Below are 18,175 nucleotides of genomic sequence, written 5' to 3'. Positions count from 1 at the left end.
CGGGGTGGTTCGGGGAGCCGCCGCGGGTGGTTCCGGGGGCGCGGGCATCAGGAGGGGAGACGACCGACGTCAGTTCACGGTCGCCCGAGACCAGATCGCCTCGCGATGTCGGCGGCCTGCTGACGGGAGTTGACGCCGAGGATGCCGTAGATCTTCTTGAGCGCACTCTTGAGGGTGTTGACGCTGATGTACAGGCTCGCGGCGACCTCGGCGAGTGGCCGGTCATCCGTGAGAGCTCGGAGGATCTCCGCCTGCCGGGAGGTGAGGGAGCCTATCTCGGGCGCCCGCTGACCGTACGCGAGGGTGAGCAGACGTGCACCGACCTCCGCCGGCATCTGGTCGGCGAGCCGTTCGATCGAACCCGCGGGGAGCAATCGGTACGGGGAGTAGAGACGTCCTGAATCGATGAGCGCTTGCGCCTGGAGCCCGACGTCGACGGCGTGCGACGTCTGCTTGAGGCTGCTGAGCGCCGCGGCCCGCACGAGGAGGGCACTCGCGAGACCACGGGGGGTGTGTGAGCGGTCCACCGCCTGGGCGCCATGGACGGCGGACGTCCGGTAGGCCCCTCGGTGCAGTGCCTCGGTCGCGATCACCAGGTGGTCGAGGCTCGTCGAGGGATCGGACGGGGACGCGCGATGGACTGAGGGGCGGAAGAGCGACAATCGCAGCCTCGCGGCGCGCAGATACCGGCGGTTGGCCGGCGCCTCCCTCTCCGCCTCCGAGTGCCGATCGAGCTGGCGGGCCAGTTCGGCGTGAAGGGGGACGGCCTCGACGGCCGATCGCACGCGCATCGACGAGACCCAGAGCGACGCCGCCCAGTACTCGCCGACCGGCAGCACGGACAGCCGTGCGAACTCCACGGCGGCGCTCTCGAACTCGTTGCGGTCGATGCACAGGAGAGCACGCGCGAGGTACAGAGGCGCGTCGTACCGCGGGTTGGACTCGAGCGCACCGGCCCGTCCGATCCACGACTCGCCCACATCGAGGTGACCCTGGCTGGTCTGCAACCACGCGAGATGGGCCGCGGCACGGCGCGCGAGATGGCTTTGATCCGTGAGCTGTGCGAGTTCGTACGCCCGCTCGTATTCGTCGGCGGCGCCCATCCGGTCGGAGACGTCCATCGCTCGCGCCCACTGCAACCGCAGGTGAGGAAGAGTCGGCCGCATGTGCGCCTCGTCCTCCGGAGTCGCGCTCGCCAGTTCGGCGCGAGCCGCTTCCACGACCGTCAGCGCGCGCTCGGCGTCCCCCGCACCGACGGCGGTCGCGATCTGGCCCGTCAGGAGGATGAGTCGCTGGGCCAGGGGCGTGCCGGGCGATGTGGCGAGTTCATCCGTCCGGATGTCGTGGGAGAACCGGCTCGGGTCCCCGTCGATCAAGACCCGCTGCAGATAGGTGGCCGCGACGACGAGTCCGGGCTCCTCGACCAGCGATGACGCGGGAAGGGAATGAACCGCATCGAGCAGCTCACGGGGAGCGGCGACCAGGAGGTGGTCCCAGTGCCGACCGATCAGCTGTCTCGCTTTGGGCCATCCCTCGGTCGATGCCGTCTCTCGGATTCGACGAGTGAGTTCGCCGGGTTCGGCGATATCTCGATCTCCGGCATCGCTCTCGACTGGCACTGCGCACGCTACCCCTCGTAGTGGTCACACTCACTCCGCCCAGTTTAGGTACCCCGGACCACGAGAGCGTGGAGGGCGGCGTGCCTCGATCGGGGGGCAATTAGCCATATTGCGTGCTCAATCGGGGTGATCGGTGTTGACAGCAGGACGAGATCCGCAGCTGCACCGATCGACGGACAGCGCGCCATCGCGCGTGTTGCGGTCGACGTCATGGCACAACGAGAAGCCCGCCACCGCGGATGCGATGGCGGGCTTCCCTGGCCGAGGGGCCCGACCGCTGTACGATCGGGCCCCTCCTGTCACTCGACGGTCGAGCGGCGACGTGCCATCACGATCCCGAGGCCCATGGCGATGGTGAGGGCTGCGGCGAGGGCGGCGAGCACGAGGTCGAGACCCGCGCCCGTGACGGCGAGCGGAGGCTGCACGACGGTCGAGGACACCGCGCAGTCCGCGTCGTCCGATCCGGCGACGCAGTTCCCGCCGAGCGGCGTCACGACGGCGTTCGTGAGCGTTCCGTCACCCGTGGCCGAGGCGTTGACCGTGACCGAGTAGGTCACGACCGCGTCCTCACCGGCCCCGAGGGCGCCCGACCACGACAGCACGGGCGCGGCGTAGGTCGCACCATTCGTCGCGTCGTCGTTGTAGGCCGCGTCGTCGAGCACATCAGACATGTCGTCCGTGAAGGACGCCGGTTCGGCGTCGGTGTAATCCGCCGTTCCGGTGTTCGTGACCGTGATCGTGTACGTCACCGTCGCACCCGGCTCGATCGACGTGGCGTCGACGGTCTTGACGACCTCGAAGGAGCGAACCGGCGTCGTGGTGGAGCAGCTGTCCTCCGTCGCGCACGCGCCGCCGGGAGACGTCGGGCGCACGAAGTTGGCGAGCGACTCGTCACCATCGACGGGGTCGTCGACCGTCACCGAATAGGTGATCTCGATCGCCTCGCCGACGGCGAGCGGACCGGACCAGGTGAGTTCATCACCCGACACGACCGCGCCGTTCGACGCGTCGTCGTTGTACGCGGCATCGTCGAGCACTCCCGAGAGGTCGTCCGAGAACGATGCGGGGTCTTCAGCGGTGTACGCGGCCTTGCCGGTGTTGGTCACCGTCACCGTGTAGGTGAGGGTGCCGCCCGGCGTCGCCGTCGCATCGGAGGCCGACTTCGCCACCGTGAACGACTTCGCGGGGATCTCCACGAGGCACGCCGGGTCGTTGGAGCCGGGCTCGCAGTTGCCGCCGACGCCCGTGACGACCGCGTTCGGCATGACGCCGTCACCCGTCGCCGGGTCGTTGACCATCACCGAGTACGTGATCGTCACCGTCTCGCCGATGGCGAGCGGGCCGGACCACGCGATCGTCGGGGCGGCGTACGTCGCACCGTTCGACGCGTCGTCGTTGTACGTCGCGTCGTCGAGGATCGCGGTCAGGTCGTCCGTGAAGGTCGCCGGCTCGGCGTCCGTGTAGGCGACCTCGCCGGTGTTCTCGAGCACGACCGTGTAGGTCACGGTGCCGCCGAGGACGACCTCGTCGGTGTCGGCGGTCTTCGTCGCCGTGTACGACTGGACGAGGGTGCTCGTCTCGCAACCGCCCTCGGTCTCGCAATCGCCGCCGGGGCCCGTCGGGACGACGACGTTACGCAGGTCGTTGTCGCCGTTGACGGGCGAGTCGACCGTCACCGAGTAAGTGATCGTGACGACGTCGCCCACCGCGAGCAGACCCGACCAGGTCAGCGTCACACCGGACACCGTCGCACCGTTCGACGCGTCGTCGTTGTACGTCGTGTCGTCGAGCACGGCCGTCAGGTCGTCCGAGAACGAGGCGGGCTCGTCCTCGGTGTAGGCAGCCTGGCCCGTGTTCGTCACCGTGACGGTGTAGGTCACGACGTCACCCGGGTTGGCCGTCGCCGTCGACGACGACTTGGCGACGGAGTAGGACTGCAGGCCCGTCGTCGTCGTGCACTCGCCGACGCACTCGCCGCCGGGTCCTGTCGGAACGACCGCGTTCGTGAGAACGCCGTCACCGGTTCCCGGGGCTGCGACGGTCACGGAATACACGATCGTTATCGCCTCGTCCACCGCGAGCGCGCCGGACCAGGTCAGCGTGGCCCCGTCGACGACGGCGCCGTTCGTCGCATCACCGTTGTACGTCGCATCGTCGAGCACGGCCGAGAGGTCGTCGTCGAATGCGGCGGGAGCCTCCGCCGTGTAGGCGGCAGCACCCGTGTTCGTGACGGTGACCGTGTAGGTGATCGTGTCACCGGGATTCGCCGTCGCGGAGGACGCCGTCTTCGTCGTGGTGTACGACGCGACCTCCGTCGTCGTCGTGCACCCGTCCTCGGGTGAACAGACGCCACCAGGACCCGTGGGGAGCACCGCGTTCTCGAGGATGTAATCCCCCGTGACGGGGTCGTCGACCGTCACCGAATAGGTGATGGTGACCGTCTCGCCGAGGGCGAGCGGGCCCGACCACGTGAGCGTCTCTCCCGAAAGCGTCGCGCCGTTCGAGGCGTCCCCGTTGTAGGCGGCGTCGTCGAGCACGCCCGAGAGGTCGTCCGAGAACGACGCCGGCTCGTCGGCCGTGTACGGCACGTTGCCCGTGTTCGTCACGGCGATGGAATAGGCGACCGTGCCGCCTTCCGTCGTCGTCTCGACGGACGAGGTCTTGGCGACCGTGTACGAGGGGTCGGGGCACAGCGCCACGGACTCGACCTCGGCGTTGAAGCCCTGAGCGGGAGACGCGCTCTTGACCTCGACCAGGATCGTGTTCAGGCCCGTCTGCCACGGGCCGTCGAGGGTCGTCGATGCGGCGTTCTCACGGAAGAATCCAGCACCGACGTAGGGCGCATCGGGGCTCTGCGGCAGGTTCGCGCCGGTCTGCGCCTCGTCGTTGACCCATACGCCGTTGACGCTGTTGTCGGCCATCCAGTTCATCCGGAGCTCGAACGACGTGGGCTCTACGGCGGCGTCGAGCTCGAACTGATACCGGTAGTACCACGTGCCGTACCCCGAGGACTGGTTCTGCCCCACGACATAATTCGCGGAGATCCACTGGGACTCGCCGGAGAGGCTGTCATCCCAGAGGGCGTTGCCCTTGCCTGCGAAAGCGGCCGAATAGGTCGTACCGGCGGGGGGAAGGGCCGCCGGTGATGGGCCTGCAGGGGGTGCCCCGGGCACGTAGTTGAGTCCGTCGACTCCGCCGGCCACCGTCCAGCGCTGGTCGAGAGCGCCGTCCGGGGTCTGTCCGCCGGTCGTGGCGTCGTAGCCCGTGTTGAAGATCACCGGGTCGGTGGTGCAGGTCACGAGCGGGATGTCCGCGTCGGTGACGTTGAGCGTCGACTCGCCGGGAGGGTTGAGTCCCGTGGTCGTGACGTTGTCGGGACCGTTCGTGTACGAGCCGGGTCCGTCGGGAGCAACGGTCACGGTCACCGTGCAGGAGGCCTGGCCGGCGTCCAGGTTGCCCGACACGGCGACCGAGTCGGCGCCGGGAGCAGCCGTGACGACGCCTGCGGAGCAGGTGGTCGCCGCGTTCGATGGATCGGCGACGGAAAGACCCTCGGGCAGCGCGTCGGTGAACGACCAGCCGTTCTTCGCCGCGAGTTCCTCGGTGTTCGTGACTGTGAAGGTGAGCGTGCTCGTCTGACCGAAGCGGATGGACGTCGGGCTGAACGACTTGTCGAGCTGCGGGGTCACGTCGAGGACGCGGATGTTGTCGAAGGCCGCATCGTTGCCGACACCCGAACCGTTGGCGTTCGTCATGCGGAGCCCGAGTGTCGTGCCGGAGAAGAGCACCGAACCATTCGACGTGTAGGTGTCGACGTTGACGCTCCGCGCGGGGAGGTTCCCGTAGGCCGGGACGGCGACGGTGTTGGAGGAGCTGCAGGCGTTGATCTGGCCGCCGATGTTGGTCGCCGTGCCAGCCTCGTTGAGGAAGGCGAACTGATACTGCGGCGCGGACACCTGGCAGTTGACGGCCGCCGTGTCGACGCTGAAGGTCAGGAACCGTCCGGAAGCCGATGCGAGCGGAATGTTTGTCGCCGTCTGGAACTCGACGGCATTCGCTCCGGGGTCGCCTTCCGTGTAGGCCGCGACGACGCCATTCGCGCCGGGGTCGGCATCGCCGTTGTTCGCGCCGAGGGCATACGCGAGCTGACCGAGGTTCGACGTGTAGTTTTCGCTCGCGCAGTTCCCGAGAGTCGTCGACGGCATGTCGAAGCTGCGGATCTGGCCGTTGCAGTTGGTCAACCATACGGGGTCGGCCGTGTACTCCTGGCCGGTCGCGCTCGTGTAATCGGTGAGGAGGATGGGCGTCGCTTCGACGCCGTACTCGAAGTCCTCCTCGAACGCGACCGAATTGGCCTGCGGCGTCCCCGGTGTTCCCGGCACGGCGTTCGCCGGCGCGGCGGCGACGGCGAGTCCGGCCGTGAGGCTCGCAACCCCGAGCACCGTACTGAGTAGAGCCGACAGGAAACGGGACGGTCGACGCACGGTCGGCCGTCTCCTCCCGTCGACGGTGTGTGATGGTGTGCGATCCGGCACAGCGATTCCCTCCGATAGCGGCGCCGAGACACAGTCCTACCCTCTCGGCCGTGTCCCAGCTAACCCGCCCCCGCGCGGACGGGCCGAGGTGCGAACGGCACGTTCACCCGCCCAGAAAAGGGAAACCACCCCCCTCGACCCCTGAACAGGTGACACACCCGCGCCGGGGTGTCGCATCAGACGGATCGGTGTGCGGTGGCCCCTCCGGCGATCACCCCGGCTCGCACGGTCTCCCCCAACGGGAGGAGGCGTTCGCAACCCGTGTCGGGCAGACTGGGGCCACGACTTCCGGGCCCCCGACGAGCCCGAGATTCAGGAGGCGGCCGATGACGGACGTGCGGACGATCGACATCGAAGCAGTGACGAAGCGCTTCGGACCCGTCGCAGCCGTGAACGCGCTGAGTTTCCAGGTGCAACCTGGAAGGGTGACGGGTTTCCTCGGCCCGAACGGAGCTGGCAAGACGACGACGTTGCGGATGCTGCTCGGGCTCGTGCGTCCGAGCCAGGGACGCGCGACCTTCGGGGGCGTCCCCTACTCCGAGCTCGTTTCGCCGCTGCGCACCGTCGGCGCCGCTCTCGAGGCTGCCAGCTTCCATCCGGGACGCACCGCTCGGAACCACCTCCGCGTCGCCGCGACGGCGTCGGGGATCGCACGCTCCCGCGTCGACGAGGTGCTCGGGCTCGTCGGACTCGCGGAGTTCGCCGACCGCCGCGTCGGCGGCTATTCGCTCGGGATGCGCCAGCGGCTGGGACTCGCCTTCGCCCTGCTCGGCGACCCCGGCGTGCTCGTCCTCGACGAACCGATCAACGGGCTCGATCCCGAGGGCATCAAGTGGATCCGCTCGCTGTTGCGCGCGCTCGCGTCGGAGGGACGCACGGTGCTCGTGTCGTCCCACCTCCTCAGCGAAGTGCAGCAGAGCGTCGACGACGTCGTCATCATCGCCCGCGGCGAACTCGTCCACTCCGGCACTCTCGCGAGCCTCTCCGCCGGTGACAGCGTGAGCGTTCTGGTCGACGCCCCCGACCGGTCGGCGCTCGGCGACGCGCTGGCGGCCGCCGGCTACGCGGTCACACGGGCCCGGTCCGGCTTGATCGTGGCCGGCGTCGAGGCCGAGGAGGTCGGCCGGACCGCCTTCGAGGCCGGCATCCCGCTGAGCTCGCTCCAACGGCAGTCGTCCGGACTCGAGGACACGTTCCTGCACCTCGTGGAGGGGAACCGATGAGCACGTTCCTGCGCACCGTCAGCGCCGAGACCGCGAAGATCACGACCACGCGGATGTGGTGGGTCCTCGCGCTCGTGCTGTTCGTCTATGTCCTCGTCCTCTCCGGCGGCCTCGGCGCACTCTTCGGCGCCGGCTCGAGCGGCAGCCTGCCCGGCGGGACGACGGGCGAGATCCCCACCACCGGCTTGGCACCGCTGCTCTACTCGTTCGCGAGCTCGATCGGCTACGTCTTCCCCGTACTCCTCGGCGCCCTCGCCGTGACGGGTGAGGTCCGCCACCAGACACTCACGCCCACGCTCCTCGCGACCCCGAGGCGCGGACTCGTACTCGCGGCGAAGCTCGTGGTCCTGCTCGGTTTCGGGGCGCTCTTCGGTGTCATCGGGCTCGTCGCCTCGGTCGGGGGCGGTGCCGGGGCGCTCGCGCTGTTCGACATCGACACGGAACTCGGCTCGAGCGACACGTGGGCGCTGTTCGCTCGGCTCGTCCTCGCGATGGCCCTGTGGGCGGCCGTCGGAATCGGGCTCGGCTCGGTCGTCACGAATCAGGTCGCGGTCATCGTGATCGTCATCGCGTTCACTCAATTCGTCGAACCCGTCCTCCGGTCGGTCGGCGCCCTGGCCGACTGGATCGGGGACATCGTGCGCTTCCTCCCCGGCGCGGCGAGCGATGCACTCGTCGGCGCGAGCGTCTTCAGCGCCATGGCGCCGGGCCAGGAGTCCCTCGACTGGTGGGTGGGGGCACTCGTGCTCGCCGGCATCGCAGCCGTACTCACGGTCATCGGTGCGCTCACGACCTGGCGCCGCGACGTCACCTGATCCCGTCGAGCGCCGCTCGTCCTCGAACGGCGTCGACCGGGCTCGCCCGTAGGCTGAGGCCATGCAGAGGTTTCCCGCATGGGTCGTACGCCGCTCCGACGACGACGCACGCTCCCGGAGTGCGTCCCTCGAGACCGTCGACGCCGACGTTCTCGACGAGCTCGCGGCAAGCGGGTCGGGAGGCGATGACCCCGACACCGCCGTGCGGGTGGACTACTCGAGCATCAACTACAAAGACGCCCTCGCGCTCACGGGGGTGCCGGGCGTCGTTCGACGCGTGCCGCTCATCGCGGGGATCGACTTGACCGGCGTCGTGCTCTCGACGAGCGACCCGCGCTGGTGCCCGGGCGACCTCGTGACGCTCAACGGTGCGGGCCACGGGGAGTCGCTGCACGGTGGCCTCGCCGGTCGTGCCCACGTCGACGGGAGCCGTCTCGTGCGGGTCCCCGCCGCGATGACGACCCGGCATGCTGCGGCCATCGGAACCGCCGGCTTCACGGCCGCGCTCGCGGTGCGACAAATCGAGCATCACGGCATCACTCCGGCATCCGGCCCCGTCCTCGTGACCGGTGCCGCAGGAGGGCTGGGCTCCCTCGCCGTCTCGCTGCTGGCGCGAGCGGGTTACGAGGTGACCGCGTCGACCGGGCGGGTGGCGACCCAGTCCGGTTTTCTCCGGGATCTCGGTGCGAGCACCGTCATGGACCGATCGGAGCTCAGCGCGCCCGGCAAGGCCCTGCAGGCGCAGCGCTGGGCGGCCGTGGTCGACGCCGTCGGCGGCCCGACGCTCGTGAACGCCGTCGCGCAGCTCCGCTCTGGCGGTATCGCGGCCGCGTGTGGGAACGCACAAAGCGCCGAATTCGCCGGAAGCGTGTTCCCGTTCATCCTGCGCGGAGTCACCGTCACCGGGATCAACTCGGTCGAGGCGACACGGACCGAGCGTGAGGAGGCGTGGCGACGTCTCGAACGCGACATCGACCTGAGCACACTCGACGGGATGACCTCGGTCGTCCCCCTCTCCGCTGCCCGCGAGGTCGCCGAGCGCGTCCTGTCGGGGGGCGTGCGCGGGCGCACGGTCATCGAGACAGGCGGATGACGGTCAGGAGCACTGTGCCGGCTCCGACTCTCAGTCCTTCGTGACCTCGGCGTCGCCGGCACCGTCGGCCGTCGACTGATCAGCCTCGGCCTCCACGCCGTCCGCCCCAGCGGGCTCGGTGCTCCCCGTCGCGGTGCCCGCAGACTCTGCGGGCTTCGACGCGCGTGTCCGGCGCTTCGCCGGAGTCGTGTCCGAGCTCGCCGGTGCTCCACTCGTCGTGTCGGACGCTTTCGTGGAGCGGGACCCCCGTGGCGATGGCCTCGTGTCGGTACGCGAACCCTCCGGCACCTTCGTCGCGGCCTTGGTCGCGGCCTTCGTCGCCTTCGTCGCGGCCGGCGCTTCGGCCGAGGCCGCTGCGCCGGCGGCCTTCGAGCCCTTCGTCGCCTTCGCCGGCTTCACCACCGGCGCGTCCGCCTCGCCCTTGCCCGCCGCCTTCTTCGCGACGGACGAGCGGCCACTCGGCTTCGCCGCACTCGCGTCGGATTTCGCTTTCGCCGCTTCGACCTTCGCCGCCTCGGCCTTCGCCCGCACCGCGATCGGACGGGGACTGACGGTACGCACGCGCGTCGCGCGGACCTTCTTCGCGCGCGCCTCGTCCTCCGCCAGGCGGAGGGCCGCGACGAGTTCCGCGCCGTGGTTGGTCGAGACGATCACGCGCGAGTACTCGGCATCGACGACGTCAAGGACCACCGCGGGGCGGGACCCCTTCTTGATGACGAGGAAATCGGTTCCACCGTGTGACTTCCATTGGCCGACGGCGAGCGTGAGGGGAATCGCCGCCCCCTTGCCGCGTACGCCGCGCACCCAGATCCACGGATCGTCGGTGAGTGTCGCCGACCGGATGCTCGAGCGGGGGATCTCGACGTTCTCGCGTCGGAGCGAGAGGGCCTTCTCCGCCGCCGTCAACCGGATCTCGAGTCGATCGGAGTGAAGGTGGATGCTGGCCATGTTCCTAGTCTGCCGTGGCTGCGTTCGGGGCGTCGTTGTGAAAGCTCACAAACACATAACGACGCCGCTGTATGCGCCCGTCGGAATGCGCTGGCGCGACGCCGCGATCAGGGGGCCGGACGCGCCGCCGCCGCTGCTCGAGCGGCGTGCGGGAGCGCGTCGAGGATCCGCGACACCGCCGCTTCGTCGTGAGCCGCGGTGACGAACCACGCCTCGAAGACGCTCGGGGGCAGCGACACCCCGTGGTCGAGCATGCTGTGGAAGAAGGCTGGATACCGCCACGATTCCTGCCTCTGCACGGCCGCGTAGTCGTGCGCGGTCTCGGCGGAGAAGACGAAACTGAAGAGGTTGCCGGCGCGCTGCACGACATGCTCGACGCCGGCCTCGGTGAGTGCCGCAGATGCGGCAATCGAGACGGTGTCAGCGACCTTGTCGAGAGCCGAGTAGACCTCGTCCGTCGCAAGCCGGAGCGTGGTCAGGCCTGCGGCGACCGCGACGGGGTTCCCCGACAGAGTGCCGGCCTGATAGACGGGTCCGAGCGGCGCGAGCAGGTCCATGATCTCCGCGCGGCCGCCCAATGCCGCGAGAGGCATACCTCCGCCGACGACCTTGCCGAACGTGAAGATGTCGGGCTGGTAGTCGACCGCGTCGCGGCGGGAGACGCCCCAGTACCCGGCCGGTCCCACACGGAAACCCGTGAGCACTTCGTCGATGATGACGAGCGCTCCATGGCGGTGGGCGAGGTCGACGATGAACGCATTGAAGCCGGGCTTCGGCGGGACGACGCCCATGTTCGCGGGCGCCGCTTCCGTGATGATGGCGGCGATGCTGTCACCGTGCTCCGCGAAGACGGCTTCGAGCGCGGCCTCGTCGTTGTACGGCACGACGAGCGTCTGCCGCGCGACGGCCTCGGGCACACCGGCGGAACCCGGGAGGGCGAGCGTCGCGAGCCCCGAACCCGCGGCAGCGAGCAGCGAGTCGGAGTGGCCATGGTAGTGACCCGCGAACTTCACGAGCAGGTCCCGACCCGTCGCACCGCGGGCGAGCCGGATCGCCGTCATCGTCGCCTCGGTGCCCGTCGAGACGAGCCGCACCTTGTCGAGCGGCGATGGTCCGGCGGCACGGAGGCGGCCGACGATCTCCTCGGCGAGTTCCGTCTCCGACGGCGTCGACGCACCGAAGGAGAGCCCGCGGGCCGCGGCCTCCTGAACGGCCGCGACGACCTCCGGGTGCGCGTGTCCGAGGATGGCCGGTCCCCACGAGGCGACGAGATCGACGTAGTCGCGACCCTCCGCATCGACGACGGTCGCGCCGTGCGCCTCCACGAGGAACCGGGGGGTTCCGCCGACGGAACCGAAGGCCCGCACCGGCGAGTTCACGCCACCGGGGATGATGCTGCGTGCGCGGTCGAACAGGTCCTGGTTGACGTGGCTCACTTCAGCCACCCCGCGACCTCGGTCGCCCAGTAGGTAAGGATCGCATCGGCCCCCGCGCGCTTGATACCGACGAGCGACTCGTGGATGGCGCGGTTGCGGTCGATCCAGCCGTGCGCGGCGGCGGCCTCGATCATCGAGTACTCCCCCGACACCTGGTACGCCCAGACGGGCACGTCACTCGCCGCAGCGACATCGGCGAGGACGTCGAGGTAGCTCATCGCCGGCTTCACCATGACGATGTCGGCGCCCTCCTCGATGTCGGTGATCGCCTCGCGGAGTCCCTCGCGGCGGTTGCCCGGATCGAGCTGGTAACTGCGGCGGTCACCTGTCAGCTGCGAGTCGACGGCTTCACGGAACGGCCCGTAGAAGGCGGAGGCGTACTTCGCGGAGTACGCCATGATGGCGGTGTCGTGGAAGCCCTCGCCATCGAGGGCCTCGCGTACGGCGGCGACCTGCCCGTCCATCATGCCGCTGAGTCCGAGGACCTGGGAGCCCGCGCGCGCCTGGGCGAGCGCCATCTCCCGGTAGATCACGAGGGTCGCGTCGTTGTCGACCGCGCCGTTCGCGTCAAGGACTCCGCAGTGGCCGTGATCGGTGAATTCGTCGAGGCAGAGATCGGTCTGGACGACGATCGCGTCGCCCACCTCGGCTGCGACGGCCTCCGTCGCGACGTTGAGGATCCCGTCCGCCCGGCAGGCGGCCGACCCGTTGGCGTCGCGGACTTCGGGGACACCGAAGAGCATGACACCACCGACGCCGGCCTCGGCCGCCTCGTTCGCGGCGCGACGCAGGGAGTCGATCGAGTGCTGGAGGATCCCGGGCATCGATCCGAGCGGAAGCGGCTCGGAGACGCCCTCACGGACGAACATGGGAAGGACGAGCTCGGCAGGGTGCAGGCGGGTCTCCGCCACGAGGCGACGGAGCGCGGGAGTCGTGCGCAGTCGGCGCAGACGGGTCTCGGGAAAAGTCACACCTCAAGCCTACGGCGACACCCTGGGCGCGGGGTCAGCGCGGCCGGCCGTCCTCCCCACGGTATGTCGCTCGTCAGGAGACGGGTGGGACGTCGCGGTCGGCGACGACCTCGACGACGGAGTCGATGAGGCCCGCGACCGTCTGCTCGCGGGAGACGACGGCGACCTCGAGGCCGACGGCTCGCGCGTCCTTCGCCGTGCGGGGACCGATCGCGGCGACGACGGTCGAGGCGGGCAGAGGGCCGAACTGGCTCGCGACCTGTTCCGCGACACTTCCGGACGTCACGAGGATCACGCTGATGCGACCGGAACGCACATCCTGGACGACGCGGTCGTCGACGGGCTCCCCGATCGTGCGGTAGGCGACGACGGACAGCACATCGTGGCCCGCCTCGACGAGCCCGCGCGAGAGCAGGGGCTTCGCGATCTCGGAGCGGAGGGTGAGGAACCGGCGGGGATTCGGCTCGAGGGCGTTGAGCTCGTCGAGCATGCCGCGTGCGGAGTTGTCGCGCGCCGGTACGAGGTCGACCGCATAGCCGACCGCTTGGAGCGCGGCGGCCGTGGTCTCACCGACGGCGGCGATCTTCGTCGTCGGCGGGATCCGCACACCCTCGGAGTAGAGCACGTCGACGGTCGTCGCGCTCGTGACGGTGAGCCAATCGAACTTGCCGGCCCTGAGCGCATCGAGTGCCGCCCGCAACGCCGCCGGGTCCTCCGTCGGCGCGAAGTTGATCATGGGTGCGACAACGGGTGTGGCACCCCGCGCACGCAGATCGGCCGCGACGCCGTCTCCCCAGGGACCCCCGCGTGGAACGAGCACTCGCCACCCCTTGAGGGGTTTGGCCACGAGGGCGTGTGCCGTCATGCGGTGGTCCTCACTAAGGTCGTGCTGCAAGACCGGGGGCGCCGGCGCTGATCAGGGACGCGGCGAGTTCGAAACCGATCCGGCTCGCCGTCGCGATCCGCGCGTCGAAGCCGTTTCCGTCGGGGTGGCTCGAAGCTCTCGGATCGATGAGGTTCGGGAGGACCGCCTGCGCGTCATTCGCCACGGAAGACGATCCATCCCCAGCGTACACGCTGGCCGTGAGGCGGATACCGTCGACCGCGACGACGGCGGAAGCACCGACGGGTGCGGAACATCCGGCCTCGAGACCCGCGAGCACCGCACGCTCGGCCTCTGCGGCGACGAACGCGTCGGCGTCGTTGATCGCGCGAAGCGCCCGGGCGACCTCGCTTTCGCCGGCCCGGTCGAGCGACGCGAGGGTCTCGACGGCGAGCGCTCCCTGCGCCGGAGCGGTGGGCCACTCGTCGAGTTCGAAGATCTGCGTGATCGCACCCGTGCGCTCGAGGCGCGAGAGCCCGGCCACGGCGAGCACGACGGCGTCGAGCTCGCCGGACGTGACGAACCCGAGCCGCGTGTCCACGTTCCCGCGGATGTCGACGACCGTGAGGTCGGGGCGACGGGCGAGAAGCTGCGCCGCGCGGCGCGGTGATCCGGTCCCCACGCGGGCATCCGCGGGGAGCTCGTCGAGGGTGAGTCCGTCGCGCGCGCAGAGGGCGTCGCGAGCGTCTTCACGCATCGGCACCGCTGCGATGACGAGACCCGGGTACGGCGCCGTCGGCAAGTCCTTCATCGAGTGCACGACGACGTCGCACGTTCCCGCGAGGAGCGCTTCCCGGAGCGCGGAGGCGAAGACGCCCGTGCCGCCGAGGCTCGAGAGCGACGCCTGCGAGACGTCACCGTGGGTCGTCACCGGTACGAGCTCCGTGACGATGCCGGTCCGTTCGGTGATGAGCTCCGCGACGTCGCCGCACTGGGCGAGGGCCAGCGCGCTGCCGCGCGTTCCGATCCGGAGGGTCACGGCGCCACCCCCGCGACGGCCGGCTTGAAGCCGAGACGGGCGTTCTCGCAGCATCCGGGGCGACAGACATCGAACCAGGGGCCGAGCTCCGTCGTGGCCGGGCGCTCCTCGGCGGGGGTGCCGTTGACCCGCTCGAGGACGAGGTCGACGAGTCCCGCGACGTAGTCGTCGTGGGTGCCCGGCGTGGCGACGCGCACCGACGCGAGCCCGAGGCGCTTCGCCGTGTCCGTCGCCTCGTTGTCGAGGTCCCAGAGCACCTCCATGTGGTCACTCACGAAGCCGATCGGCACGATGACGACCGCACGACGACCGGCGGCGGGCAGCAACTCCATCGCATCGTTGATGTCGGGGTCGAGCCACGGCTGGGTGGGCGGTCCGGAGCGCGACTGGAAGACGAGCTGCCACGGCGGCACGCCGCCTTCACCGCGCTCGGCACGCACGGCCTCCATGATGACGCCCGCGACGGCACGGTGCTGAGCACCGTACGCGCCGCCGCGCCCGCCGAAGTCGCGGTCGCGCGGGCCGGAGCGCTCGGCGTCCCCATCGGGGATCGAGTGTGTCGTGAACATCACCTCGACCTCGGTCGCCACGTCGAGTCCGTCGATCTGGCCCTCGAGGGTCGTGAGGGCATTGCGGACACCGTCGATGAACGGTCCCACGAAACCGGGGTGGTCGAAGAACTGACGGACCTTGTCGATGCGGACCGTGCCGGCGAGGTTCGTCTCATCGAGGACGCGAGCGAAGTCCTCTCGGTACTGGCGGCAGCCGGAGTAGGAGGAGTAGGCGCTCGTCGCGATCGCGAGCAGCTGCGTGAAGCCGCGCTCGTTCGCCTCGCTGACGGCCTCTTCGAGGTAGGGGGTCCAGTTGCGGTTACCCCACAGCACCGGCAGGTCGATGCCGCGGCGTGCCAGCTCGGACTCGAGGGCCGCCTTCAGTGCGCGGTTCTGGTCGTTGATGGGGCTCACACCGCCGTAGTGGCGGTAGTGGTGCGCGACCTCTTCGAGACGCTCGTCCGGGATGCCGCGGCCACGCGTGACGTTGCGGAGGAAGGGGATGACGTCGTCCTGCCCCTCCGGGCCGCCGAAGCCTGCGAGGAGGATCGCGTCGTAGGTCGTCGGCTCGCTCACGTGCGGAGCGCCAGACGAGGCGGCGGGCGACGCCGAGGGGACGAGAGGGGTCGCCGCGTCCTCCGCGGCGAGCTTCGCGGTGAAGGCGTCGAAGCTGCCGTCGGTGCTTCCGAGGTTGCGGGCGGCCATCAGGACAGCACCTCCGCGACCTCGGCGGCCGGGATGCGGCGGCCCGTGAAGAACGGCACCTCTTCGCGCACGTGGCGGCGAGCGTCCGTCGCACGCAGGTCACGCATGAGGTCGACGAGGTCGACGAGGTCGTCGGATTCGAGCGGCAGCAGCCACTCGTAGTCCCCGAGCGCGAAGGACGCGACGGTGTTCGCGAGCACGCCGCGGAACGCCGCGCCCTTGCGCCCGTGCTCCGCGAGCATCGCGCGGCGCTCCTCCTCCGGCAGGAGGTACCACTCGAAGCTGCGCACGAAGGGGTAGAGGCAGAGCCACTGCAGCGGCTCCTTCCCACGGAGGAAACCGGGGACGTGCTGGCGGTTGAACTCGGCGTCGCGGTGCACGCCCATCGCGTTCCACGTCGGCAGCAGGTCGGAGAGCATCGTCGTGCGGCGCAGCGCACGGAGTCCGGCCTGGAGCGCCTCGGCGGTGTCGCCGTGGAGCCAGATCATGAGATCGGCGTCGGCGCGCATGCCCGAGACGTCGTAGAAGCCGCGGACGGTGACGCCGTCGGTGTCGAGCACGTCGACGACCGATTCGAGTTCCGAGACCGCGGGGGCGGACACGTCAGAGGCCCGATCCGGGTTGCGACGGAGGATCGCCCACAGGGTGAAACCGGACGGTCCGACGTCGGGTTCTTCGGTGTGGGGAGAAGGGAGGACTGCCTCGTCGGAGGCCGGGTGAGTCATGCCTCCATCCTCCCTCTTAACCCTGAAAGATTTCAAAGCGCCGAGTCCCCCTGGCGCCGAGAGCCGCCGGGTAGTCGCTTTGTGCGCATATCGCCCTGTATAACGGTCGCACTACGCACAAACGCACTACTTCGGGGGGCCGGGGCGAGTCGGGCGAAGACGACGGAACGCGCGGGCCCCGGGGGGACCGCGCGTTCCGTCGTGCGTAGGTGAGTGTCGCCTAGTGCTGCTGCGGCGCCGCGTCCGCCGTCTCCGGCGTCGAGTCGGTCGAGCCGCCGACCGTGCCACCGCCGGCGCCGCTGCCGCCGCCGAGCAGGTCGCCGAGGCTCTGGCCGCCCGCGTCGCCCGAGCGCCGGGTGGCACCGTTGAAGAGCTTCGTGAGGTCGATGCCCGTCGCGTCCTTGAGGAGCGTCGAGACCTGCGTGACGTTGTTGACGACGTCGTTCGAGAGCTTCGACGCACCGTCGGTGGAGATGACCGTGAGGTTGTCGATCGAGCCGTACGGGGCGGCGAGCTCGCGGGCGATCTGCGGCAGGATCTCGATCGCGCGCTGCTGCAGGAGGGCCTCGGACTCGTTGCGGAGCGCGGCGACGCGGAGCTCGGTCGCCCGGGCCTCCGCCTCACCCTTGGCGAGGATCGCGGCCGCCTCAGCCTCACCCTCTGCGCGCGTGGCCTCGGCCTCGGCGATACGACGGTCGCGGTCGGCCTTCGCCTCGGCGACGACCTTCGCGGCGTCGGCCTCCGCGATCTGTCGGATGCGGTACGACTCGGCGTCCGCGACCTTGCGGACCTCCGCGTTGAGCTGCTGCTCGCGCAGGGCGGCCTCACGGACGGCCGTGATCTCGCGCTGCTGGAGGATGCCCTGCTGCGCGGTGGCCTCGGCGAGCGGCTTCGCGGCCTCGGCCCGCGCGATGGCCTCGTCGGTCTCGGTCTTGATGGACGCGTTCTTGAGCGACAGTTCGCGGTTGGCGTCGGCGATGGCCTCCGCCGCCTCGATGCGTGCCTGCTCGGATGCGCGCGCCGACTGCGATTCGGCGATCTCGGCGGCCTGGCGGACGCGGGCTTGCTCGGGACGACCGAGGTCGGTGATGTAGCCCTTGTCGTCCGCGATCTCCTTGATCTGGAACGTGTCGACGTCGAGACCCTGGTTGAGGAGCGATGTGCGGGCGGCCTCGAGCACCTGCTCGGCGAGACCGGCGCGGTCGCGGATGATCTCCTCGACCGTCAGGTTACCGATCGACGACCGCAGCGAACCGGAGAGGACCTCTTGCGTGAAGGGCTCGATGTGCTGGTCCTGGCCGAGGAAGCGCTGCGCGGCGGAGCGGATGGCCCCGTCGCTGTCGCCGACTTTCACGACGGCGACGGCCTCGACACGGATCGTGACGCCGTTACGCGTCTGCGCCACACCCTGGATCCCGATCGCCCGCGAACGTAGCGAGAGGGAGAACTGGCGCTGCAGGAACGGGACGACGAACACGCCGCCGCCCTGGACGACCTTCTGACCGGAGAGGTCGGTGATCGTGCGGCCGTCGGCCCCGATGGTCTTCTTGGCCTTGCGCCCCGTGACGATGATCGCCTCATCGGGCTTCGCGATCTTGTACCGGCTCTTCGTGAACAGAGCGAGGATGATGATGATCACCACCACGGCGATGATGATCGGGATCGACGCGATGGCGAGCAGGTCCATGACAC

13 protein-coding genes are annotated in these 18,175 nt (G+C 69.8%); 3 read left to right on the top strand and 10 right to left on the bottom strand.

What is annotated here, in order from left to right:
* Positions 1–74: 74 nt before the first annotated feature.
* Complete coding sequence (locus ELQ92_RS01590) at positions 75–1,619, bottom strand: helix-turn-helix transcriptional regulator (protein ID WP_128497208.1); 1,545 nt, start codon at positions 1,617–1,619, stop codon at positions 75–77.
* A gap of 299 nt (positions 1,620–1,918) precedes the next feature.
* Entirely contained in the window at positions 1,919–6,103 is a 4,185-nt protein-coding gene (locus ELQ92_RS01585) for a DUF11 domain-containing protein (protein ID WP_243694808.1), read from the bottom strand.
* A gap of 377 nt (positions 6,104–6,480) precedes the next feature.
* Here ELQ92_RS01585 and ELQ92_RS01580 point away from each other — a divergent pair, with 377 nt between their 5' ends.
* The 3 genes from ELQ92_RS01580 (at position 6,481) to ELQ92_RS01570 (ending at position 9,285) form a co-directional block, all read left to right on the top strand.
* Positions 6,481–7,377: an ABC transporter ATP-binding protein gene (locus tag ELQ92_RS01580; protein ID WP_128497206.1), complete on the top strand. Its 897-nt coding sequence runs from the start codon at positions 6,481–6,483 to the stop codon at positions 7,375–7,377.
* A complete protein-coding gene (locus tag ELQ92_RS01575) occupies positions 7,374–8,192 on the top strand; it encodes an ABC transporter permease (protein ID WP_243694807.1) in 819 nt (272 codons plus the stop codon). The genes ELQ92_RS01580 and ELQ92_RS01575 overlap by 4 nt, the downstream gene beginning before the upstream one ends.
* A gap of 61 nt (positions 8,193–8,253) precedes the next feature.
* Positions 8,254–9,285 carry an MDR family oxidoreductase gene (locus ELQ92_RS01570; protein WP_128497205.1) on the top strand — a complete coding sequence of 344 codons (1,032 nt, stop codon included), beginning with the start codon at positions 8,254–8,256 and terminating at the stop codon, positions 9,283–9,285.
* Between the two features lie 30 nt (positions 9,286–9,315).
* Here ELQ92_RS01570 and ELQ92_RS16430 read toward each other — a convergent pair whose 3' ends face one another.
* From ELQ92_RS16430 to ELQ92_RS01530, 8 genes are all read right to left on the bottom strand, one after another.
* A complete protein-coding gene (locus ELQ92_RS16430) occupies positions 9,316–10,233 on the bottom strand; it encodes a hypothetical protein (protein WP_208004203.1) in 918 nt (305 codons plus the stop codon).
* 107 nt (positions 10,234–10,340) lie between these two features.
* A complete protein-coding gene (gene hemL / locus ELQ92_RS01560; protein WP_128497972.1) occupies positions 10,341–11,669 on the bottom strand; it encodes a glutamate-1-semialdehyde 2,1-aminomutase in 1,329 nt (442 codons plus the stop codon).
* Positions 11,666–12,640, bottom strand: coding sequence for a porphobilinogen synthase (gene hemB / locus ELQ92_RS01555; RefSeq protein ID WP_128497204.1), 975 nt, complete (start codon positions 12,638–12,640; stop codon positions 11,666–11,668). Before hemB ends, hemL begins: the two co-directional genes overlap by 4 nt.
* 73 nt (positions 12,641–12,713) lie before the next feature.
* Positions 12,714–13,505, bottom strand: coding sequence for a uroporphyrinogen-III synthase (locus tag ELQ92_RS01550; RefSeq protein WP_128497203.1), 792 nt, complete (start codon positions 13,503–13,505; stop codon positions 12,714–12,716).
* Positions 13,506–13,518: 13 nt separating this feature from the next.
* Complete coding sequence (gene hemC / locus ELQ92_RS01545; RefSeq protein ID WP_128497202.1) at positions 13,519–14,556, bottom strand: hydroxymethylbilane synthase; 1,038 nt, start codon at positions 14,554–14,556, stop codon at positions 13,519–13,521.
* A complete protein-coding gene (locus ELQ92_RS01540; RefSeq protein ID WP_128497201.1) occupies positions 14,499–15,758 on the bottom strand; it encodes a ferrochelatase in 1,260 nt (419 codons plus the stop codon). Before ELQ92_RS01540 ends, hemC begins: the two co-directional genes overlap by 58 nt.
* Positions 15,758–16,483: a hydrogen peroxide-dependent heme synthase gene (gene hemQ, locus ELQ92_RS01535; RefSeq protein ID WP_128497200.1), complete on the bottom strand. Its 726-nt coding sequence runs from the start codon at positions 16,481–16,483 to the stop codon at positions 15,758–15,760. Before hemQ ends, ELQ92_RS01540 begins: the two co-directional genes overlap by 1 nt.
* Positions 16,484–16,703: 220 nt before the next feature.
* Complete coding sequence (locus ELQ92_RS01530) at positions 16,704–18,170, bottom strand: flotillin family protein (RefSeq protein WP_128497199.1); 1,467 nt, start codon at positions 18,168–18,170, stop codon at positions 16,704–16,706.
* Between the last annotated feature and the right edge of the window lie 5 nt (positions 18,171–18,175).

Source organism: Labedella populi (genome assembly GCF_004078655.1).
Taxonomy (GTDB): Bacteria; Actinomycetota; Actinomycetes; order Actinomycetales; family Microbacteriaceae; genus Labedella; species Labedella populi.
Note: the sequence above shows the minus strand (reverse complement) of the source record. Positions and strands in the feature narration are given on the sequence as shown.